Source organism: Exiguobacterium acetylicum, assembly GCF_022170825.1.
Lineage (GTDB): Bacteria > Bacillota > Bacilli > Exiguobacteriales > Exiguobacteriaceae > Exiguobacterium_A > Exiguobacterium_A acetylicum_B.
Genome location: NZ_CP081878.1, coordinates 2,359,886 through 2,378,996, shown reverse-complemented (window position 1 = coordinate 2,378,996; position 19,111 = coordinate 2,359,886). Strand labels below are relative to the sequence as shown.

The 19,111-nt window shown below is 45.6% G+C and carries 16 protein-coding genes and 1 other annotated feature; of the genes, 7 read left to right on the top strand and 9 right to left on the bottom strand.

Translation table 11 applies throughout. The annotated features are described in order from the left end of the window. Genes K6T22_RS12495 through K6T22_RS12485 form a run of 3 tightly spaced genes read right to left on the bottom strand, consistent with a single transcriptional unit; the run spans window position 1 to window position 2,474 of the window. Window positions 1–1,194, bottom strand: a complete 1,194-nt coding sequence (locus tag K6T22_RS12495) for an acetoin utilization protein AcuC (RefSeq protein ID WP_238237578.1) — start codon at window positions 1,192–1,194, stop codon at window positions 1–3. Beyond that, window positions 1,191–1,823: an acetoin utilization AcuB family protein gene (locus tag K6T22_RS12490; RefSeq protein WP_238237577.1), complete on the bottom strand. Its 633-nt coding sequence runs from the start codon at window positions 1,821–1,823 to the stop codon at window positions 1,191–1,193. Before K6T22_RS12490 ends, K6T22_RS12495 begins: the two co-directional genes overlap by 4 nt. A gap of 18 nt (window positions 1,824–1,841) precedes the next feature. After that, window positions 1,842–2,474, bottom strand: a complete 633-nt coding sequence (locus K6T22_RS12485) for a GNAT family N-acetyltransferase (protein ID WP_238237575.1) — start codon at window positions 2,472–2,474, stop codon at window positions 1,842–1,844. 146 nt (window positions 2,475–2,620) lie between these two features. On the opposite strand from K6T22_RS12485, the gene acsA reads away from it, so the two are divergent. Next, a complete protein-coding gene (acsA, locus tag K6T22_RS12480; protein ID WP_238237574.1) occupies window positions 2,621–4,324 on the top strand; it encodes an acetate--CoA ligase in 1,704 nt (567 codons plus the stop codon). 45 nt (window positions 4,325–4,369) lie between these two features. Here acsA and K6T22_RS12475 read toward each other — a convergent pair whose 3' ends face one another. After that, on the bottom strand, window positions 4,370–6,913 hold the full coding sequence (locus tag K6T22_RS12475; RefSeq protein WP_238237572.1) for a transglycosylase domain-containing protein: 2,544 nt from the start codon (window positions 6,911–6,913) through the stop codon (window positions 4,370–4,372). Window positions 6,914–7,061: 148 nt separating this feature from the next. Further along, window positions 7,062–7,268, top strand: a binding site (T-box leader). 56 nt (window positions 7,269–7,324) lie between these two features. Between K6T22_RS12475 and tyrS the strand changes: the two genes are divergently transcribed. Next, entirely contained in the window at window positions 7,325–8,572 is a 1,248-nt protein-coding gene (gene tyrS / locus K6T22_RS12470; protein ID WP_238237570.1) for a tyrosine--tRNA ligase, read from the top strand. 44 nt (window positions 8,573–8,616) lie between these two features. Here tyrS and K6T22_RS12465 read toward each other — a convergent pair whose 3' ends face one another. The 3 genes from K6T22_RS12465 to K6T22_RS12455 all read right to left on the bottom strand — a co-directional run bounded on the left by K6T22_RS12465 (window position 8,617) and on the right by K6T22_RS12455 (window position 10,614). Continuing rightward, window positions 8,617–9,144, bottom strand: coding sequence for a biotin transporter BioY (locus tag K6T22_RS12465; RefSeq protein ID WP_238237569.1), 528 nt, complete (start codon window positions 9,142–9,144; stop codon window positions 8,617–8,619). Between the two features lie 151 nt (window positions 9,145–9,295). Then, window positions 9,296–9,895: a 30S ribosomal protein S4 gene (gene rpsD, locus K6T22_RS12460; RefSeq protein ID WP_023469059.1), complete on the bottom strand. Its 600-nt coding sequence runs from the start codon at window positions 9,893–9,895 to the stop codon at window positions 9,296–9,298. A gap of 233 nt (window positions 9,896–10,128) precedes the next feature. Next, on the bottom strand, window positions 10,129–10,614 hold the full coding sequence (locus K6T22_RS12455) for a GAF domain-containing protein (protein WP_053454051.1): 486 nt from the start codon (window positions 10,612–10,614) through the stop codon (window positions 10,129–10,131). A gap of 223 nt (window positions 10,615–10,837) precedes the next feature. Between K6T22_RS12455 and ezrA the strand changes: the two genes are divergently transcribed. Beyond that, window positions 10,838–12,544: a septation ring formation regulator EzrA gene (gene ezrA / locus K6T22_RS12450; protein WP_238237566.1), complete on the top strand. Its 1,707-nt coding sequence runs from the start codon at window positions 10,838–10,840 to the stop codon at window positions 12,542–12,544. A 67-nt stretch (window positions 12,545–12,611) separates the two neighbouring features. Beyond that, entirely contained in the window at window positions 12,612–14,171 is a 1,560-nt protein-coding gene (locus K6T22_RS12445; RefSeq protein WP_238237565.1) for an amidohydrolase, read from the top strand. Here the strand turns inward: K6T22_RS12445 and K6T22_RS12440 are convergent. Further along, window positions 14,163–14,933 carry a MerR family transcriptional regulator gene (locus K6T22_RS12440; protein ID WP_238237564.1) on the bottom strand — a complete coding sequence of 257 codons (771 nt, stop codon included), beginning with the start codon at window positions 14,931–14,933 and terminating at the stop codon, window positions 14,163–14,165. The two genes, K6T22_RS12445 and K6T22_RS12440, sit on opposite strands and share 9 nt — an antisense overlap. Before the next feature lie 89 nt (window positions 14,934–15,022). Further along, window positions 15,023–15,838 (bottom strand): NAD kinase, encoded by an 816-nt coding sequence (locus tag K6T22_RS12435; RefSeq protein ID WP_023469054.1) that lies wholly within the window; start codon window positions 15,836–15,838, stop codon window positions 15,023–15,025. 165 nt (window positions 15,839–16,003) lie between these two features. On the opposite strand from K6T22_RS12435, the gene tpx reads away from it, so the two are divergent. The 3 genes from tpx to K6T22_RS12420 all read left to right on the top strand — a co-directional run bounded on the left by tpx (window position 16,004) and on the right by K6T22_RS12420 (window position 18,842). Continuing rightward, window positions 16,004–16,501, top strand: coding sequence for a thiol peroxidase (gene tpx / locus K6T22_RS12430; RefSeq protein WP_152910982.1), 498 nt, complete (start codon window positions 16,004–16,006; stop codon window positions 16,499–16,501). A 100-nt stretch (window positions 16,502–16,601) separates the two neighbouring features. Continuing rightward, entirely contained in the window at window positions 16,602–17,510 is a 909-nt protein-coding gene (locus K6T22_RS12425) for a class I SAM-dependent methyltransferase (protein ID WP_238237563.1), read from the top strand. 120 nt (window positions 17,511–17,630) lie between these two features. Beyond that, window positions 17,631–18,842 (top strand): acetate kinase, encoded by a 1,212-nt coding sequence (locus K6T22_RS12420; RefSeq protein ID WP_238237562.1) that lies wholly within the window; start codon window positions 17,631–17,633, stop codon window positions 18,840–18,842. The last annotated feature ends 269 nt before the right edge of the window (window positions 18,843–19,111 follow it).

The window sequence follows — 19,111 nt, the reverse complement described above, 5'->3', positions numbered from 1 at the left end:
TTAATCAACGGAGTAGGGGGAAGTTGCTGTCAGTTGTTTCTTACGCTCATCGCTAATGAATGGCCAAATCAATCGTTTGACGGTCTCCCAATTTTTCTCTTCAATTTCAGGACGTCGCGGGATGATAGGATAAAGTGGCGACTTATCATGCCAATGTGTTGGTGGAGTTGTTTCTTGTCCACTCCAGCGTTCCTGCCACGAAACAGGAATTTCACCATGAAACGGATCTTGTCCTGTCATGGCAGCAAACACTTGACTCCACGCGCGGGGGACAACACGATACCAGTCATAACCACCGCCTCCTAAGGCAACAATTTTTCCGTTCGTATATTTATTTGCGGCAGCGACGGCGATTTGAGGAATCTGCTCATAACTTTTCATCGTTAAGGAGAGATGCGTCAACGGATCAAGCGCGTGTGCATCGGCACCATTTTGCGTGATGATGAGATCGGGTTGGAACAATTCGCATGCTTCAAAGAGTACCGTCTCATAAGCAAGTAAAAACGAGTCGTCTTCCGTGAAAGCATCGAGTGGTACGTTCCAACTAAAGCCATACCCTTCTTCAGAACCCCGTTCCGTTACCATGCCCGTTCCTGGAAACAAGTAGCGACCCGTCTCATGAAGCGACAACGTCATGACGTCCTTTCGATTATAAAAGGCCCATTGCACACCATCCCCATGATGGGCGTCCGTATCGACATAAAGGATTTTACAGTGATATTTTTCGATCATCGCTGCCATGGCGACGGCTGTATCGTTATAGACACAAAATCCAGAGGCGCGTCCACGGAAGCCGTGGTGCAATCCGCCACCGATATGAAAGGTCCGTTTATATTGACCAGACAAAACAAGATCACACGCTTCAATCGTACCGCCGACAAGCAGTGAGGCACCTGCGTGCATTCCTTGAAACAAAGGGGTATCTTCTGTTCCAAGACCATACATCTGTGCTTTGAGTGGTGATAGTTCTCCGGTTCCGGCTGCTTTGACGGCAGCGATGTAGTCTTGATCATGAACGAGTGCCAGTTCTTCGTCAGTTGCATGGCGCGGTGCGATACAAGGGATGCCATCTAATTGATGCATCGCTTCGAGCAAGGAAACGGTTAATTCGAGACGGATTGGGTTAAACGGGTGGGTCTCGGAAAATCGATAAGCCGCTTCTTCTGGACTGTAGAGATAAGCAAAATCCTTCATCTGCTCACATCCGGTCCAAGTACATCAAATCCTTCTTTGCGTAACTTCTCAATGATCCGAATCGGATTCATCGTCTGGACACGAAACGCAACGATCCGGACATACGGATCGTCTGTTGGATAGACGAGTACATTTAAGATATTGATATTCGTTTTGGCAAGCAGTGCAGCAATCTTTGCTAACGTACCTGCCGTATTCTCGACACGAATTTCGATTTGAGAACTTGGTTCGAGTGCACCGGTTAACTGTACGAATGTCCGTAACAAATCCGTTTCCGTCACGACCCCAACGAGTCGTCGACCACGGACGATCGGCAGACAGGTCAATCGATATTCATAAAACAAAACAGCTGCATCTTCGAGAAAATCAAGTGGATGGGCCGTAATAGGACTCTCAATCATGATGCTTGAGACCGGGTACTGTAAGTCTTGTTTTGCTGTATCCGGATGAAAGATGCTACTTGCGCTTTGAATTTCTTTTAATCCGACAAGACCAACAAGTTCGTGCCGCGCATTGACGACAAGAACATGACGAATTTTATGACGTTGCATGAGTTCAACCGCATGAGCGATGGAATTCGTCGGTTGCATCGTGATGCACGTCGTATTCATGATTTGTTCAATTAACATGACGATTCCTCCTCGATCTCAGTCGTACATGAAACGTCTTCTTAAGCGTAGCGCATCAAAGTGAGCGACGACTTCAGGGGAGACGTGTTTTCCGATACGCGCCATCAAACAATTAGCGGGATGAGAGGCGATTTCCGGATCATCGGTCGGAAAGAAGACGAGACCACCGTGGTTCATCATCTTCTCCATGATTTTTCTGTAATCCCAGACGGATAGTCCACTCCCTTTTAAGTCCCAGTGCCAGTAATATTCAGTCGTTAAAATCAAATAATGTTCCATGGCAGGATCGAGCATGGAGATCTCAAGTAATTTTTTGCCGATCTGCTGTCCGCGGAATCGGGAGGAAACTTCGATTGCTCCGAGTTCTAGAATATACGGATTGTTCCCTTCACTCCATGTTTCGTAGGGATCGGGGTATAAGTAAGTCACATAACCGATGATTTCCGTTCCTTGACGAGCGACGATGATACGTCCCTCCTCGAGGTCTGCAATCTCAACGAGCGCTTGGTGTTGTTCAGTGGGTAGACGAAAAGCCGTCAACCCTGAATCGAGTGTATACGTTGCTAGTGTTTGACTCGGTACAGGACCTTCGATGTCGACAGGACCGAGTGATGTTTCGTGCGTCCGATGATTGAATTGTTTTTCAAACATGTAAGCGTCACCACCTTCCTATTCATTATAGACGAAAGCCCTTCAGCAAAGAGAGGGATTTTTTAACAAATTGACGGCAAATGGATTGAACTGACGGATAACTAGCTTATAATAAAGGGGAAAACATAGAAGGGGAGGAACGAGACATGAAAGTTTTGAAAGCGCTTCCGGGGAAGCATTGGTTAGCAGAGTATGATGAAACGAACACGTACGACTGGAAAGATGCTGAGCAGTATTTTTCATGGGCGACAACGGGGAAAGTCAACATGGCCTATGAAGCAATCGATCGTCACGCAGAAGGCGAGCGAGCGAATAAGGATGCGCTGATTTATTTCGATGGAACGACGGAACAACGCTTCACATATGCAGATATGAAACGATTGACGAATAAAGCGGCGAACGTATTAGTGGATGCAGGGGTCAAAACAGGTGACCGGATTTTCATCTTCATGCCACGTTCACCGGAATTGTATTTTGCCTTACTAGGCGCACTTAAAGTAGGCGCAATCGTTGGTCCACTGTTTGAAGCATTCATGGAACAAGCAGTTCGTGATCGATTGCTCGATTCTGAAGCGAAGTTACTTGTAACGACAAAAGCGTTACTCCCGCGTGTTCCAGTTGGGGAACTGGACTCACTTGAAAAGGTAGTGCTTGTCGACGAAGGTGTGGAAGAATCAGACACGTTACTCGATTTCCGTAAAGCGTTCGATCAAGCATCTGACGTGTTCGAACCAGTTTGGTTAGATCGTGAAGACGGATTAATTCTGCATTATACTTCAGGATCAACAGGGAAACCCAAAGGCGTTCTCCACGTTCAGAATGCGATGATTCAGCACTTGATGACGGGACGCTGGGTGCTTGATCTACAAGAAGATGATGTCTACTGGTGTACGGCTGATCCGGGTTGGGTCACAGGAACAAGTTATGGCATCTTTGCACCGTTCTTGAATGGGGCAACGAATATCGTCGTCGGTGGACGCTTCAATCCAGACTTCTGGTACAGTGTTATCGAGAAGTATAACGTAACGGTCTGGTATAGCGCACCGACTGCTTTCCGGATGTTAATGGGAGCTGGCGCGGATGTTGCGAATCATCATGATCTATCCAGTCTTCGTCATGTATTATCCGTTGGAGAACCATTGAACCCAGAAGTCATTCGTTGGGGCAAAGAAGCTTTCGATCAACGGATTCACGATACGTGGTGGATGACGGAGACAGGTGCGATGATGATTTGTAATTATAAGTCGATGGACATTAAACCGGGATCAATGGGGAAACCGATTCCAGGAACACAAGCAGCAATCGTGGATGATCAAGGAAATGAGTTACCACCATTCCGGATGGGGAACCTTGCCTTGAAAACACCATGGCCGTCGATGATGCGTCAAATTTGGAACAATCCGCAGAAATACGAATCCTATTTCTTCAAAGGATGGTACGTATCAGGTGACTCTGCCTATATGGACGATGAAGGGTACTTCTGGTTCCAAGGACGCGTTGATGATGTCATCATGACAGCTGGAGAACGAGTCGGTCCGTTCGAGGTTGAAAGTCGTCTCGTTGAACATCCAGCGGTCGCAGAAGCGGGAGTCATCGGGAAACCGGATCCGGTTCGCGGGGAAATCATCAAGGCATTCATTGCCTTACGTGATGGTTACGAGCCAACGGATGAACTAAAACAAGAAATTCAGGCATTCGTCAAAGAAGGTCTCGCTGCTCATGCGGCACCACGAGAAATTGATTTCCGGGATAAATTGCCGAAAACACGAAGTGGTAAAATTATGCGCCGTGTCCTAAAGGCATGGGAGTTGAATCTCGAAACAGGAGATCTATCGACGATGGAAGATTGAACGAAAAAAGGATGAATCACCGTGACAGGTGATTCATCCTTTTTGTTAGTTCTCAGAAGCTGCGTCGTTTTTCTTTTCATCTTGTTTTTGCTGCTGTTCTTGCTGTTTCTTTGCATCAGCTTCTTTTTTCTTAGCGTCCGCTTCCGCTTTCTTCTTAGCCTCTGCTTCGGCTTTTGCTTTTGCATCAGCAGCACGTTTCGCGTCATCTGCTGCTTTTTTCTTCGCATCCGCTTCCGCTTTTGCTTTTGCGTCATCCTCTGCTTTTTCTTTAGCTTGATCTTGTTCTTTTTGTTGCTCTTCTTTCTTCTGTGCTTCTGCCTCTTTTTTCTTGTCTTCGGCTTCTTTCTTTTTCTTCGCTTCCGCTTTTTTCTTAGCCTCTTCCGCTTTTTTCTTCTTATCTTCTTCTTTGAAGCGACCACTGTTCTTGAAGTCGTTTGCTGTTACAGAAGATGGTTGCGTGAAGCGGGCACCGGATTTGAAGTAACTACTGTTCGCCGCATACGTCGCATTCGCCATTTGTGACCACAGCGTTTGTGTTCGTTGGTAATACGTCGTTGGACCGATGAGCGAGTTGTTCTGATCATGTCCTGTCCAAACGGCAAGCGTCACACCAGGAGTGGAACCGACAAGGTAAGAGTCTTTGATGTCGTTGGTTGTACCTGTCTTACCAGCCCAATCTCCAGGAACGTTCAATCGATCTTTTGCAAACGTTGCTGTACCTTTAGAGAAGACGCCACGCATCATATCGAGCGTCAGGTAAGCTGTTCGTGGTTCATAAATTCGTTTTTTCTTCGGTTTTGCTTTATAGATATCTTTTCCGTCTTTCGTGATTTTCGAAATGACGTATGGTTGCACGAATTCACCATAGTTGGCGAGTGTCGCGTAAGCACCAGCAAGTTCGACCGGTGTGATCTCCATCGTTCCGAGTGCCGCTGAAGGAGCATAACGAATCGCATCCGGTACTTCAACACCCATATCGACGAGTTTTTGAATCGAGTTCGACATGTTCATTTTCTCGTAAATCTTAACGGCAGGTACGTTCAATGAAAGTTCAAGTGCTGTACGAACCGTTACATTACCACGGTAACGACCACCTTCGTTCTTGATCGGACGATCACCGGGTTGACGAGGGACTGTCTGATAGTAGTACTCTTCATCGTTAACGGTAGATGCCGGGGTGATCAAGCGATTTTCAATCCCGTTTGAGTAAACGAGGATTGGTTTTGCTGTCGACCCGATTTGACGTTTCGCTTGGAATGCCCGGTTGAAATCATCGGCTTTTCCATCAAGGTAACGTCCACCAACGAATCCAAGGATACGACCCGTCTCATTTTGAACCATGACTGCTGCTGTTTCTTCAGGATCTTGTTTCGAAACGGTTTTTTTCGTTTTTGGATCGACGACTTGCTTATACTGCATGCCGCCAGGGAAGTTGCCGTTATTCTTCGCAGGATCCTGCATCGATTCATGAATTTTTTTATCTAGCGTCATGTGAACTTTGTATCCACCTTGACGGAGTGCAACAAGTGCTTGATCTTGATAGTTTGCACGGACTTCTGCCAGTTCAGAAGGTTTGACTTCGTCTTCTTTTACACCATCTTGTTTCATCAAGTACTTCGTCATAATCTTCGTCGCTTCACGTTCTGCTAAATCATAGACATACGGATACGTGTCACGCGAACGTTTCGACTGTTTCGCGAAGTCTTTCGTGATATCGTGTTTGATTGCTTTTTCGTACTGTTCTTTCGTAATGTTTTTCGCGACATACATCCGCTTCAAAACTGTTTTCATCCGGTTGACACTTGGCGTCAAGTCCTTTTTAACGACACCGCCTTGCAGATAAGGTGTGTAGTAGTAAGGGTTTTTCGGAATACCAGCGAGGAAAGCTGCCTGTGGTAACGTCAGTTTTTTCGCTGATTTATTGAAGACCCCTTGGGAAGCAGCTTCGATACCGGCGATGTTACGCCCGAGTGAATTTCGTCCGAATGAGACGACATTCAAGTATGCCTGTAAAATTTCATCTTTTGACATCGCATTTTCAAGGCGTAGCGCTAAGATGATCTCTTTTGCTTTCCGTTCGAATGAGACTTCGTTCGTCAGGATTTGGTTTTTAATTAATTGTTGTGTCAACGTACTTCCGCCTGTGCGTGACGCTGAATTTGTTAACTCTTGTAAGACCGCTCGTAATGTCGCTTTTGGAACGACTCCATCATGTTGATAAAAATCGACGTCTTCCGTTGATAGAAGCGCATCAATTAAATAAGGCGAGATATTCTTGATATCGACCGGCTGACGTTCTTCATCTGTTGAGATGTTCGTCAGCTTTTCGCCACTTCCCCAATAAATTTGACTTGTCACCGCATAACTGTTTACTTCTTGTTTCATCTCAGTCAAAGGTGGTGCTTTCGTACCTTTGACAAGTGAGGCGAAATATCCACCAGCAGCCCCGACAGAGAAACTTCCGATGAGCAAGACTGCTATGATAAGGAATAAAATGATGTTCCATGAAACATCGTATGTGATATTCGACCAGTGCCGAACGGCTTTCGTCCGGGGGTGATTCCAAAACTTGAACCAGTTCTCGCGCATAAATGATCTCCTTTGCATCTTAAACTTAGGTGTAAATTAATATTAAATCACAGATAGACGTATTATACCATAAATCCACCAGTGAAATCGGACTTGACAGAGGATTCGCCTTCGACGTATCATGAAACCATCTTATTTTCATATATTACGTTAAACAGTGATCGGAATACAGTAGTAAGTCACTCCCTGTGACAGAGACCTAGTGGTGCTGCGAACTAGGACACAGTGAACTTACGAATTACGCTTCCAGGAGTTTCTTGAGAAATCAAGCGGTCCGTCCCGTTATCGACGAACCAAGTGGTCCTTTTATGTAAAGGGCAATCAGGGTGGTACCACGGAATCTTCCGTCCCTTCGTCTTAGACGAAGGGACGGTTTTTTATTGTTTAAAGTGAACTTTAGGAGGAGACACAATGACGTTATTAGAGGATTTAGAATTTCGCGGTTTAATTAACCAAATGACGGATGAAGAAGGATTGAAGACATTACTCGAGACACCAACGACGCTATACACAGGTTTCGATCCAACAGCTGATTCGTTGCATATCGGACACTTGTTGCCAATCTTAGTCTTAAAACGATTCCAACAAGCAGGTCACCATGTTGTAGGTCTCGTTGGTGGGGCGACGGGAATGATCGGAGATCCGAGCGGTCGCGCAACGGAACGTTCATTGAATACATCTGATATCGTTGAAGAATTCGCGAACCGGATTAAAGATCAACTGTCGCGTTTCTTACCGCTTGAAGGAGAGAACCCGGTCACAATCGCGAACAACTTGGACTGGACGAAAGACTTGACGATCATCGATTTCTTACGCGATATCGGAAAACACTTCCCAGTCAGCTACATGCTTGCGAAAGATTCTGTTGACTCACGACTTCAAAACGGAATCTCGTTCACTGAGTTCTCATACATGTTACTTCAATCGTTTGACTTCTTGAAACTTTACGAAGACAAAGGATGCCGCCTTCAAGTCGGAGGAAGTGACCAATGGGGGAACATCACAGCTGGGATGGAATTGATTCGTCGTGCGGGTCATGAAGAAAAAGCATTTGGTTTGACGGTACCGCTTGTCACAAAAGCAGATGGTCAAAAATTCGGTAAGACAGCTGGTGGTGCGGTTTGGTTAGACGCTGACAAAACGTCACCGTACGAGTTCTACCAGTTCTGGTTCAACGTCGACGATCTCGACGTTATTAAATTCTTGAAATACTTCACGTTCTTAACGCACAAAGAACTTGATGCGCTCGCAGAAGAAGTCAAGGCAGCACCAGAGAAGCGCGTTGCGCAACGTCGTCTCGCAGAAGAGATGACCGTTCTCGTCCATGGTGAAGAAGGTCTGACACAAGCACAGCGTATTACGACAGCACTCTTTAGTGGAGATATCAAATCCCTGCAAGTCGAAGATATTGAAGATGCGTTCAAAGGGATGCCACGCTTTACGCTCGGTGAAGCGAAGAACCTCGTCGAAGTTCTCGTTGAGGCAAAAATCAGTCCGTCAAAACGTCAAGCACGTGAAGATGTTACGAACGGTGCGATCTACCTAAACGGAGAGCGCGAGCAAGACTTAACGAAAGAAATCACGGAAGCCGATGCAATCGGTCGCTTTACGATCGTACGTCGCGGAAAGAAAAAATACTTCGTCGTCGAGCATGCTTGATGATATAGGAAACGCTCCCTGTCTTATGCACAGGGAGCGTTTTTTTAAGCTGTCCGGAATAAGCGGAGAGGTAACAAGCGAACGGCGATTGTCGTTGCAACGACTGCTTTGATCGTATCCCATAGGACGAAGGGATAGTTGATTGCAAAAGCATCTTTAAACGACAAATCAAGTACAGCCATTAGACCGAATGTTCCAAGCAGGTAGACTAAACCGAGTCCAAAGACAATCATCCCGATGAAGAGGGGAACGAAGCGACGTGTTTTTTCGGCGACGAGACCGATGAAGAATCCGGCGATCGGAAAGGCGATCAAATAACCGACAGTTGGTCCGACAAACGGAGCAAGTCCGCCTTTTCCTCCGAGAACGGGTAGACCAGCTGCTGCAAGCAATAGGAAGATCAAGACAGCGAGTCCGCCACGTTTTCCACCGAGGATCGCACTGACCGTCATGATCGCGAGCATCTGGAGTGTGATCGGAACAGCACCGACGAGTTGGATTTGTGGCATAGAACTGACGGCTGCAATGATGGCAGCACCAAGGGCGATGAACGTTAAATCTCTTGTTTTCATGAATGAAGTCCTCTTTTCTATTTGTGTTAACTATGTATATTTATAGGTTAACACAAACAAATAAATGACGTCACTCTTTTTTTAAGACCAGGTATACATTTTATTAACAGACAAAAAAAGCACCCACCGAAGTGAGTGCTGGAACAATCGATTAACGTGAGTAGTACTCAACGACGAGTTGTTCTTGGATTTGATCGTTCAATTCAGAACGCTCAGGAAGACGGACGAATGTTCCTTCGAGCTTCTCAGCATCGAAAGTAACGAAGTCTTTAGTTGCTGGAGCAACTTCGAGTGCTTCTTTGATAACGACAAAGTTCTTCGATTTTTCGCGAACTGAGATCGTTTGACCTGGTTTCACGCGGAATGATGGGATATCAACGCGTTGTCCATCAACTTGAATGTGACCGTGGTTGACGAGCTGACGAGCAGCACGACGTGTACGAGCCATACCCATACGGTAAACGACGTTATCAAGACGTGCTTCGAGTAAGAACATGAAGTTCTCACCGTGGATACCAGGCATTTTGCCAGCATCGTTGAAGATACGGTTGAATTGGCGTTCGTTTACTCCGTACATGTGACGAAGTGTTTGCTTCGCTTGAAGTTGAAGACCGTACTCAGATACTTTACGACGGCTGTTACCGTGTTGACCTGGTGCGTAAGGGCGTTTTGCGATTTCTTTTCCTGTTTCAGTAAGTGAGATACCGAGACGACGTGAGAGTTTCCAAGCTGGACCTGTATAGCGAGCCATAATAAGACTCCTCCTTATTGTTCGTTATTATTTGCATAAAAATAATAACGCCATCAAACCCACATTACGCCCATTTCATGATGTGGCACCCTCGCTTGATAGCAAAGTTACACGATGCCCCTCCGGTTATTCACCGAGTCATGAAATGTGATACGTAAGCGATTTGACCGCTATCGTTATCATTTCTGCACTTTTACAAGTATACGGTGTGGACAATCGACTGTCAATCAGAATTACAGATGACGAAGTAGTGTCGTACAGAAAGCTTCTAAACCAGCTTGATCGACTTCATCGAAACGGTTGAACTCTGGGCTGTCGATGTCAAGTACGCCGATTGTTTGACCGTCTTTGACGAGTGGAATGACGATTTCTGAGTTCGAAGCTGCATCGCACGCGATGTGTCCCGGGAACTGATGAACATCTTCGATCCGTTGCGTCGTTTGCTCTGCTGCTGACGTTCCGCAGACACCACGACCGAAAGGAATACGGACGCATGCGGGAAGTCCTTGGAATGGTCCGAGGACGAGTTGATTTTGTTCCGTATCTGTCAAATAGAAGCCGACCCAGTTGATACGATCGAGGAATTGATTGAGTAGCGCGCTCGCATTCGACAAGTTCGCGACTTGATTCTCTTCTCCCATTAATAACGCATCCAGTTGTTTTGAAAGCATGTCATATTGTTTCGTCCGGTCACCTTCATATGTTTTCGTTTCGAACATAATAAAAATTCCTCCCGTGAAAAGCGTATTTTTTTTAGTTTAACGAGTTTTCGTGCGGCTGACAAACAATTGATTTTTGGAAAAAGGATTCAAAAGAGCGGAAGAAATCAGGAAAAGCCCTTGTAAATCTATGCAAAACGGTTGCGCTATACTATTATAAGGATAAGATTATTGCGATTTAGAGAAAATCTAAAGTCGCAGGACAGAGTGGAGGTCGTGACAAATGTGGGCATGGGTGATCGGGGTCATCGTCATCGTATTACTCGTCATGCTATTTAGCATGATCAGTCGAAAAAAATACTACACGAAAATCGATGAACTTGATATGCGAAAACAAGGCATCGTCAGTGCATCGATTCCAAAGGAGTTGCAGGACTTAAAGCAACTACCGATGGCGGGTGAGACGGAGACGAAGTTCAGCTCCTGGCATCAAGCGTGGGAAGAATTGCTAACGGTCCACGTCGCCCAAATCGATGAAACACTTTACCGAGCGGAAGAAGCGCTTGATAAATATCGGTTCATCGCCGTCAAGAATGACCTCGAAGTAACGGAACAATTAATTGTGGAACTCGAAGGGTTGATTGATGAGATGCTCGTCGAGATGTCGACGTTCAAAACGAATCAATCGGTTCTAGCCGAATTGAAAGCGCAAGGTGAAGCTGATTCAGGGCAAGTTCGGAAATCATTATTGATTCAAGCGAATTCATTCGGACCGGCGCTCGCGCGTCTGGAAGAACGAAGTGAACAAATCGATGCGCACTGGAATGAGATGTGCCAGTACGAAGCTTCAGGTGAAGTGACGAAGGCGTATGAAACAAGCTTGTTGCTTGAACAAGAAGTAGCAACGACACGTCAACTCGTCGAGCTCGTACCGAAACAATGGAAGATTCTCGCTCATGAATTGCGTCAACGAATTGATCAGCTCGGAGCGGGTTATAAGGAAATGTCATTAGATGGCTATCCACTTGAGCCACTCGGTCTCCAATCGGAGATCAAACGGTTCGAGGAACAACGCTTGAGTCTTGCTGAAAAAATCGAGAGACTTGAAGTCGATGGTTTGGAAGAGGCGATTCAACAGTTATCAGCCGACGTTGATCAAATGTATGATACGTTCCGTCGTGAAGTTGATGCGCGTCATCAAGTAAAAAAAGAAAACCAATCCTTGAAACAAAAAGCCTTACGGATGCGCGAACGGATTCATCAGTTAGCACAAGAGTTCAGCATTTTACGTGAAAAGTATGAAATCTCAGCAGATCTTGGAATTCATTATGAAACGATCCAGCGTGACGAAGAGCTACTGTTCGAAGCGGCAAAAGATCTCGATGAGTCAATTGCTGGGAAAATCATTCCCTTCAGTATGCTCGAAGATCAAATGCGCGATGCGATTCGCTTAGAAGAACAGTTAATGATTCAATACGAACGCTTTACAGTCGAACTTCAAGCACTTCGAAAAGAAGAGACAGAAGTTCGCGAACGGATGGTCGAATGGCGCCATCAACTCTCGCAAACACGACTTCGTCTGAAACGACTTGGGTTACCGAACTTGCCAACGGAAGTCGAAGAAGCGCTACGTAATGCGAATCGTTCGCTACAGACGCTTGAGATACGGCTCGAAGAGTTACCGTTTAATGTCCGATCAATCGTTGCGCAAAGTCAAGACGTCCAAGAAACGTTTAAACATGTGCAAGAACGGTTAGATACATTAGTGTTCGAAGTCACGTATGCAGAACGGCTTGTCCAGTATGCGAACCGATATCGTCGCCACGACAACGAGATACATATGTCGCTGACGATCGCGGAAACGAAGTTCTTAGCGGGAGACTATGAACGAACGATCGTCTTAGCGGAACGTGTCCTAAATGAATACGATCCGGACGCGATCGAACGCATTAAACGATCGTGTGCACCAGAGGAAACACTGCACGTTTAAATCAGGATCGACAATTCAGGGTGACCGTCATGGTCACCCTATTTTTGTAAAAAGAGGAGTGAGTAGAATGGGAACACTATACGTAAATGGATTGATTCGTACAATGGCACATGAAGAGGATGTCCATTCAGCGATGTTCGTCGAGGAGACACGTATCATCGCGATGGGTGAAGAGGGAAAACTACGCCGTCGTTTCGGTAGACGCATTGATCAGATTCACGACTTGAACGGAAAAGCTGTTTATCCAGCCTTCACAGATGCACATATTCATTTGATTGGTTACGGGGAAGCGATCAACCGTGTCGATGCATCGCGTTATGCGACGCTTGAAACATTAGGACAAGCTTTCCTCAAGGCTGAACCAATCAATGGAATCCACGTGGCGGAAGGATATGACGAAACGAAACTTGATCGTGCACCGACAAAAGCATGGTTGAATCAGTTGTTTCCTGACGCACCTGCCTTATTAAAACGGACAGACCGGCATACTGCGCTTGTCAATGATGTCCTATTCCAACAGCTCGGATATAAAGCATCGACTGTCATCGATGGTGGAAAGATCGGTTTAGCGGATAACGGAGAAGCTGATGGATTTTTGTACGATGCGGCGCTTGAACCTTTATATGCGTTACAAGCTGGAAACTTAGAGCGAAATAAATCGTCACTTCGATCAGCGATTAAGAACTTATATCAATATGGGATCATTGCGGCACACACAGAAGATTTATCGTATCACGGAGATGTCGCGGAAATCCTTCAAGCGTATAAAGAAGTGACAGAAGAGACAGGCTTCCATACACATCTACTCGTGCATCATCTTGTCATCGATGAGTTCGTACAACAGCAGCCAACTCTGCCATCAACGATGTCAATCGGTGCGATGAAACTATTCGTCGACGGCGCACTCGGAGGACGAACAGCTCTACTCGGTCGTGGCTATTCTGATGATCCGACGACACGCGGTATTGAAGTGCATACACCAGAACAGCTCGAGCAACTCGTCAAACGTGCACGTAGTTACGGATTTACAGTCGCGGCACACGTTATCGGGGATTTAGCAATCGAGCGGTTCGTACAGGTGCTCGAGAAATATCCGGCGCCAAAAGGGAAGCGGGACCGAATCATTCATGCGACGGTCGTTCGTCCGGAGACGCTTGCGCGAATTCGGAAGTTGCCAGTCTTGATTGACGTCCAACCGGTCTTTTTACTAGACGATGCAGACTTCATCGTCGATCGCCTCGGCTTGAATCGTCTTGACTGGAGTTATCGTTTACGTTCGTTAGCTGAGACCGGCGCACTGTTGTGCGGCGGAGCGGATGCGCCAATCTCTGACCCCGATGTCCGACGTTCCCTGTATGCAGCGACGGAAGGGACGGCAGGACGTGTCGATAAAACGAATGAGACGTTATCGATGTACGAAGCACTGTTACTCTTTACAAAAAATCCACATCTCGCGACCGAAACACATGGACGCAAAGGATTACTCTTACCAGGCTACGATGCCGACTTCGTCATCTTTGAACAAGACTTCTATCGTTTGCGTGGTGAAGCCATCTTGAATAACCGCTTAGTGGAGACGGTCCAAGCCGGTAAAATCGTCTATCAGGCAGAGGCAGCATTAGTTTGATGTTGCTTCTGCATAGTGTGAAATAGCTTCTGAATAGAACGCAGATAGTCCGGGTGCATACGTATCATAATAGGCACGGAATCGTTCGTCAGACACATACATTTGACCAAGTGATGCAAAGAGAGATAATTCACATGGATAATAGTGCGTGTCGATGAAGTCATGTTGCTCTTTGACGATTTGTTGAACGTCTGCATCCGTCGCCTTGTGTCCATCGCGGTAAAGAATCGTTAAGCGTTGGTCGAGTTGTTTGTGCATGGTGCTCAGTTGTTCTTTCTCATTCGGAGTACGTTGTTGTTGTCTTTTTGCGCTGATCCGATAGGCGTCTGTGTCGCCGTAGTGTTCCTCGACTTCCTCTGCATGTTGTTTTTCATGCGTAACGATCTCGTCGTGACGTAAACCGCGGAATAGTTGTTCGTCTTTCATTGGGATTCCTCCTTTTAAAGTGAGTAATGTCTGTTCAGCGAGTTGAGCGAGCGTCTGATAATGCGAAGCTTTTTCTTGAAGTAGTGTAATTTGTTTTTTCAATATCGTGTGATGATCGGAATCAGGTTGCGTGAGTAACCTTTGGATTTCTGACAGTGGAAAATCGAGAGAACGATAAAATAATATCTGTTGCAAGCGTAAAAGATCTTCCCTGCTGTAACACCGGTGACCGGTATCAGTGCGCCGGGGTACTAAAAGCCCGACTGTCTCGTAATGATATAACGTTCGCTTCGTGACACCGGCAAGTTTAGCGATTTCCTGAGTAGAATAAGTCATCTGTGTACCTCCTTTTATTGGAGTATAAGGGGTGACGTAACGGAAGACGCAACAAAAAAATCTGCCCGAGGAGGCAGATTTTTTTGTTGTCATAAGAATGAGCGTTGAATCTTATGCCAAAATGTATTGTTCGTCAATTTGACGGTTTTCAGTTCTTTTTCAGAGAGCTGGATATCGACTGAATCCGTCCGTGTCAGACTGAGTGCTTCGTTATCCATCCCGATGATCGGATAATCGTTTCCGTCCTCAATGATACGTAATGAGAGTTTCCGTCCGCGGTTCAGTAGGAATGCAGAACCAAGCGTCCGGTACCGGTTGTTGTTGACGGAAGCAATTTCGCTGACTTGAAGACAATGAATCAACGGATCGACGATTGCACCTGAGAGCGACTTATTATAAGCCGTTGAGCCAGTTGGTGTTGAGATGACCATTCCATCCCCACGGAATGTCTCAAATAGGAAGTCGTCGATATAGACTTCGATTGCAAGTGACTTGATGATGCTTGACTTAACAGAACATTCGTTTAGACAAAGCATCGGTGGTCCACCGTTGATGGATGCCTCAAGCAATGGGTAACGACGCACTTCGATTTCACCATCCGAGACACGATTACCTGTCTCCTTAAAGATGGCTTCAACAGCGGAAAGGTCATTGATATCGAAATCACAATAGAACGAGTTTGGTCCCTCGGCGAATCCAACATAGATTGCGTCATCACGGAAACCGGTGAAACGTGCGGCTTGCAGAAACGCTCCATCTCCACCAATCGAAACGATGATGTTTGCTTGTCGATGATCTTGGACGACATTCAACCCGTATCGTGTTCCGACATCGATTAACTTTCGTACCTGCGTCTCGTGTCTTTGTGTATTTCGGTAGTACAGGTAGACATTATTTCGAGCCATGGTTAATTCCCCCTTGAAAGCGTTTCATGAACTCTTTCATTATACCTGTTTTTCGGAAAGACGGATACTGAAGACCATGAATTGTAGCAGAATGCTTGCCATCTTCTCAGATCATTCCTATAGTTAAATAGAAAATAAAGTATATCCGATCAGGGGAAAAGGGGAATTCACATGGCAACATTCAAAGGAAATCCAATTACACTGCAAGGTACGTCTGTTCAAGTCGGACAAACAGCACCTGACTTTCAAGTTCTTGCTAACGACTTATCACCTGTAACACGCGATACATATCAAGGTGTTCGAATCATCAGTGTCGTTCCATCGATCGACACAGGCGTATGTGATGCACAGACGCGTAAGTTCAACGAAGAAGCAGCAACGATCGAGGGTGTGACGGTCATGACGATCTCAAACGATCTTCCGTTCGCACAACGTCGTTGGTGTGCTTCAAGCGGTCTTGATCAAGTCGTAACGTTGTCCGATCACCGTGATCTTTCATTCGGTACACAGTATGGTGTAGCAATCGAAGAATTACGTTTACTTGCTCGCTCTGTCTTCGTTCTTAATTCGAACAACGAAATCACGTATGTCGAATACCTCGAAGAATCGACAGACGAAGTCAATTTCGAAGCAGCACTCGCTGCAGCGCGTGAAGCGAAGTAAGAATGGTTTACAAACGCCGCTGAAGCGTTACAATGGAACTAATGATAGAAACGGCTCCCGCTATACGGGGGGCCGTTTCGTTTTGGAGAGGATGACGTACATGGAGCCGTTAGAAAAGTTATATAAGGAATTGACACGTCAAACAAAACAAATCGAACGTGATCTCGATATGCCATATTTAGAAGCGTTGACGACGGTGATTGATCGACTGAATGATCGTCACACAGAAAATGTAGACAAAGAGGTCATTCGCAAGGCAGTATCCCTCGCTATTCTCGAAGGGATGAAACAAGCACAACCGAACCACTTACCGACACCAGACAGTGTCGCTTTGTTTGCTGGTTATCTAATCGGGAAATTGGTAGGTAAGGAGGACATTCGGCTACTTGAATTAGGAAGTGGAACAGGTGGTATGTTACATGCTGTCTTAAGTCAGCTTTCAACAGGTACATCCGCTGAAGCAGTTGAGGTGGATGAGACGTTGATCCGTTTATCGGCAGCGGTGACGGAACTGCTGGATTATCCAGTCACGTATACCCATCAAGATGCATTACGACCGTTGTTACTTGATCCCGTTGATCTTGCGATGGCTGATCTTCCTGTCGGCTATTATCCGGATGAGGAGGCAGCTGCTTCTTACATCTTGAAACGAGACGAAGGCATGAGCTATAGTCATTTCTTGTTGATCGAACAAGCGATGCAATACGTCAAACCAGGTGGATTCGGTGTCTTCGTCATTCCAAACGGACTGTTCCAGCATGATACTGAAGGAAAGTTAAAACAGTACTTCGAATCAAAAGCACATGTCATCGGTATTTTGCAGTTACCACTCACGATGTTCAAGCAAGAACAGGCAGCAAAAAGCTACTTGATCGTTCGCAATCATTTAGCTGGCATGAAGATGCCGAAACAAGCATTACTTGCTGAGTTGCCATCCTTCACAGATGCCCGTTCGTTTGGCGGTATGGTGAAACAGATCGATGAATGGATTAACACAGAATTAAAATGAATTACGCAAAGTGATTGAAATCTGTCGTTAATTTGACTATTCTAGTTGTAGAACAGAAATAGAAGAAAACCTAAACAGATGTGAATGTTCATTGGATTCAAATGGAAAAGGGGAAAAATCATGGCAAAAATTATGGCGGTAAACGCAGGTAGTTCGTCTTTGAAGTTCCAATTGCTCGAAATGCCGAACGAAACGATGATCGCAATCGGACTCGTTGAACGTGTTGGTAAAGACGATGCAATCTTTACGATTAAATATGGTGAAGGACAGAAGTATACAGATGTTCTCCCACTTGCTACACATAAAGAAGCAGTCGAGTTATCACTCGAAAAATTGATGGAGTTCGGAATCATCTCTTCTTATGATGAGATTAAAGGTGTTGGACACCGTGTTCTTCATGGTAAAGAGAAATATGCTGACTCTGTATTGATCACTGACGAAGTCATGCATGATATCGAGTCGTATACAGAACTTGGACCACTTCATATTCCACCAAACTTGATCGGAATTCGAGCATTCCAAGCATTGCTTCCAGAAGTACCACAAGTAGCGGTCTTCGATACAGCATTCCACCAAACGATGCCGGAAGAAAACTTCCTTTACAGCTTGCCGTATGATTACTATACAGAATACGGTATCCGTAAATACGGTTTCCACGGAACGAGCCACAAATACGTTACGGAACGTGCATCTGAATTACTCGGTCGTCCACTAAAAGACCTCCGTTTAATCTCGTGTCACTTAGGTAGCGGAGCATCGATCGCAGCCGTTTCTGGTGGCGAATCAATCGATACGACGATGGGCTTCACGCCGCTTGAGGGGATTACGATGGGAACACGTTCTGGTTCGCTTGACCCAGCTTTGATTCCATTCTTGATGGAGAAAACAGGGAAAACAGCAGAAGACGTCTTGAATGTCATGAACAAAGAATCTGGGATCTACGGTTTATCAGGTCTCTCAAGTGACTTGCGTGATGTCCAAACGGCTGCGAAAGAAGGAAACCACCGTTCAGAGATGGCACTCCGTATCTTCGCGAACCGTATTCACGGTTACATCGGGCAATACGCTGCTGAGATGAACGGTGTTGATGCCATCATCTTCACAGCAGGTGTCGGAGAAAACTCAGATTCAATCCGTGAGCGTGTCTTACGTGGTCTTGAATTCATGGGCGTTTACTGGGATCCATCGCTCAACAACGGGGCTCGTGGAGAAGAACTCTTCATTAACTACCCACACTCACCAGTTAAAGTCATCATCATTCCAACGAATGAAGAATTGATGATTGCTCGCGATACAGTTCGTGTTGGTGGATTGGTTGCTCAAAACGCATAATTCTTACGGAAGGATCGAATCGTTATTATGACGATTCGATCCTTTTTTAGGGTACAATCTAAAAATAAAATATACGAACGTACAATCTATTGTTACGGTGTTTGTCATATAACAAAAAATGAATCGTCATCTTTGTAAAAATAAACCCGAAAAAGGATGATTTCTTAAAAAAATGAGTCATTTGTAACATAAAAGTAATAGTACAGACATGTTTTTGTGGTCTATATGTAACGGCACTACCTCGTTTTGTCATGTATATTAATCTCAGT

Excerpts from the sequence above, each read along its gene's own strand:
- K6T22_RS12425 (WP_238237563.1), top strand. The coding sequence starts at position 16,602 with ATGGAGCCGTTAGAAAAGTTATATAAGGAATTGACACGTCAAACAAAA.
- K6T22_RS12455 (WP_053454051.1), bottom strand. The coding sequence starts at position 10,614 with ATGTTCGAAACGAAAACATATGAAGGTGACCGGACGAAACAATATGAC.
- K6T22_RS12490 (WP_238237577.1), bottom strand. The coding sequence starts at position 1,823 with ATGTTAATTGAACAAATCATGAATACGACGTGCATCACGATGCAACCG.
- K6T22_RS12440 (WP_238237564.1), bottom strand. The coding sequence starts at position 14,933 with ATGACTTATTCTACTCAGGAAATCGCTAAACTTGCCGGTGTCACGAAG.
- K6T22_RS12445 (WP_238237565.1), top strand. The coding sequence starts at position 12,612 with ATGGGAACACTATACGTAAATGGATTGATTCGTACAATGGCACATGAA.
- K6T22_RS12420 (WP_238237562.1), top strand. The coding sequence starts at position 17,631 with ATGGCAAAAATTATGGCGGTAAACGCAGGTAGTTCGTCTTTGAAGTTC.
- tyrS (WP_238237570.1), top strand. The coding sequence starts at position 7,325 with ATGACGTTATTAGAGGATTTAGAATTTCGCGGTTTAATTAACCAAATG.
- K6T22_RS12475 (WP_238237572.1), bottom strand. The coding sequence starts at position 6,913 with ATGCGCGAGAACTGGTTCAAGTTTTGGAATCACCCCCGGACGAAAGCC.
- ezrA (WP_238237566.1), top strand. The coding sequence starts at position 10,838 with ATGTGGGCATGGGTGATCGGGGTCATCGTCATCGTATTACTCGTCATG.
- K6T22_RS12435 (WP_023469054.1), bottom strand. The coding sequence starts at position 15,838 with ATGGCTCGAAATAATGTCTACCTGTACTACCGAAATACACAAAGACAC.
- K6T22_RS12485 (WP_238237575.1), bottom strand. The coding sequence starts at position 2,474 with ATGTTTGAAAAACAATTCAATCATCGGACGCACGAAACATCACTCGGT.
- acsA (WP_238237574.1), top strand. The coding sequence starts at position 2,621 with ATGAAAGTTTTGAAAGCGCTTCCGGGGAAGCATTGGTTAGCAGAGTAT.
- K6T22_RS12465 (WP_238237569.1), bottom strand. The coding sequence starts at position 9,144 with ATGAAAACAAGAGATTTAACGTTCATCGCCCTTGGTGCTGCCATCATT.
- K6T22_RS12495 (WP_238237578.1), bottom strand. The coding sequence starts at position 1,194 with ATGAAGGATTTTGCTTATCTCTACAGTCCAGAAGAAGCGGCTTATCGA.
- rpsD (WP_023469059.1), bottom strand. The coding sequence starts at position 9,895 with ATGGCTCGCTATACAGGTCCAGCTTGGAAACTCTCACGTCGTCTCGGT.